Annotated in this window: 3 protein-coding genes; 1 reads left to right on the top strand and 2 read right to left on the bottom strand. The window is 40.4% G+C overall.

Annotated elements, in window-relative coordinates; all coding sequences use genetic code 11:
* The coding region (locus LC574_RS35885) for an ABC transporter permease (RefSeq protein WP_229458384.1) at positions 1 to 447 on the bottom strand (447 nt) is incomplete at its 3' end.
* Between the two features lie 100 nt (positions 448 to 547).
* On the bottom strand, positions 548 to 1,102 hold the full coding sequence (locus tag LC574_RS35880) for a hypothetical protein (protein WP_229458383.1): 555 nt from the start codon (positions 1,100 to 1,102) through the stop codon (positions 548 to 550).
* Positions 1,103 to 1,233: 131 nt separating this feature from the next.
* Here LC574_RS35880 and LC574_RS35875 point away from each other — a divergent pair, with 131 nt between their 5' ends.
* On the top strand, positions 1,234 to 1,824 hold the full coding sequence (locus LC574_RS35875) for a thioredoxin family protein (protein WP_229458382.1): 591 nt from the start codon (positions 1,234 to 1,236) through the stop codon (positions 1,822 to 1,824).
* The last annotated feature ends 581 nt before the right edge of the window (positions 1,825 to 2,405 follow it).

Genomic DNA, 2,405 nt, shown 5'->3' with positions numbered 1-2,405 from the left:
AGGCAATAAACACCCCTTCGCCTTTATTCCTACACCGAGGCGTTTACCTGCGTAGCCAATAATAATACTACCAAAAATTATATCCGGCAGTCCCCAAGGTGAAAGGGTATGGGTGGAAAGCCAAAACTGACTGCGGATAGGTTTTAATAATATAAAGTCCAAAGTGCCTTCTTGGACATGGCGGACTATGCGATTCAAGTTCGATGCCAGAAAAGTAGCAGAAAATCCTTGTAGTAAGGTAAAAATTCCTAGAACTACTAAAGCTGCTTCCCATGACCAGCCCCTAAAAGTATAACCAGTCCGGTAAAACAAGAATAATCCAAAGAGGCTACCCGCGAGATTTCCCAAACTGCTGAGGGTAGCTATGAAAAAGTTAATCCGATACTCTAACTCAGCTGCGATCGCAGCGCTCCAAAATAGTCTTAGTACTTTCAAATATCTTTGCATCTTGCACATATAACCCAAAATGTACCAGTCAGTACATTTCTAAAGATTACACAATAACTTTACGTAAATTTAATATTACTTTTTACTGAAACCTACAGAATTAGTTAATCGCAGAATTAGCCATTTTTACCAAAGAAGTGCGATCGCCTGCTTTTAAACCAACAACATATTGTACACCCTGTTGTCTCCAAGTCAAGGTAGCATCTGAGCAATTAGCACCACAAGTAGAATCCACAAAATAGCCAGTGATGCCCTTAGCTAAGGATACAGGTTTACCAATCAGGCGGGGTGTTTTGCGGGTTACAGCTTCAGCATAAACAACGCCCAAACGACAGGCAGTTCCACCAGTACAGTCGGGACTGAAACCCAGTAAAATTTCGTACTTTTTTTGCGTAGCAGCTTCTATAATCGCGTAAATTGGATTTTCCCCATCCGACTCAGGAATAAACTTCGGCAATAGAATACGAATCTGAGTCTTCTGCTTTAATTTGGGCAAAATAGATTTAAAAACTGGGTGTGGCTGGGTTTTACTCTGCTGTGCTATCAATTGAGACTGGTTATTTACAGTGGCTATGGCTGACGTGTGAAAGCAGCCAACGTTGACTAATAAAAATACGGCACACACAGCACTGGTATTTCTGAAGCTTAAAATCATCTTTTAAAACCTATTTCATCTAAAGTACTTATTTGTAATACCCATTTTCAAGATGAAATTACGTATTTAAGAGCGGCTGAAGTCAGCTAAACTGAAGAAGAAATTGCTTAATAAGTTTTAATAATTTTGTTATGAGTACTGATTCACCTGTTAATTCTGCCGATAAGTCTGAATCCAACTTAGGGAAGCGTTTGAGAAACTTTTTAATTGTAATGGTAGCGATCGCCCTCAGCGTTGCCCTCGTCTTGGGCTTGCGAACTGAAACAACCTCGGCAACTCTAGCCAAGTTAAGTGATACGTCCACACCGCTAGATGTAGCAATCAGCAACGGCAAACCATCTCTAGTAGAGTTTTATGCTGATTGGTGTACTGTCTGCCAAAAAATGGCACCAGATATCACTCAACTGGAAACAGAGTATGCTGACAAGATGAATTTTGTAATGCTGAATGTGGATAATACCAAGTGGCTACCAGAGATGCTGAAATATCGGGTAGATGGGATTCCCCATTTTGTATTTTTGAGTCAGCAAGGGGAAACCATAGCCCAAGCGATCGGCGATCAACCCCGGACGATTATGGCTAGCAACTTAGAAGCTTTAGTTACTGGTTCATCTCTCCCTTATGCTCAAGCTAGCGGGAAAGTTTCTAAATTTTCAGCCCCAGTAGCACCAACGGCTAGTCAAGATGATCCTCGCAGTCATAGCAGCCAAGTGGTAAATTAGCACTTTGGAGGTATGGAGTAGGAGAACGTAAAACTTATTATATTGTCACAATTCATAGTCAAAAGTTGATTTTTTGATACCGCTATTTTATGTATATCCACAGAAATTGCGAGGGTTGGAAGCTGTCCCTCGGAATTTCTTTTTGTAAGAAATAGACAACCAACCAGACTCACAGCAGAAATAAAAATGCGCGATCAGTAACACTTGTGGTCTGTCCCATTCTTGCTCATCTCTGCGCTTCTGTGCAGAGATGACTCGATATAGGGAAACTCAAAACCTGGAAAACTTTGACCTAAGCATGTAGGACTTACGCACTGTACAAAAAGACTATGTTGTATATCAACGTAAATAGGTTGTTTCAGCTTTTATAAATCATCCTTTCTTGGTTGCGATCGCTTGACGGAGAACAAAAAACGAAGCTCTAAGCGCTGAAAACCATACCTCCTATTTTGATTTTTCTATCAATGAGTAAGTTCTACCTCTTAAGTTCGACGAACTTGTTACGTAATATTAAGTTGCAGATGACGTTAAAAGATTGCATTCATTACTTGACATGTCAACACTGCGCTTTTTACTGCCTT

It is taken from the genome of Nostoc sp. CHAB 5715, from assembly GCF_020829685.1.
GTDB lineage: Bacteria > Cyanobacteriota > Cyanobacteriia > Cyanobacteriales > Nostocaceae > Nostoc.
This window is presented reverse-complemented; position numbering and strand designations above follow the sequence as displayed.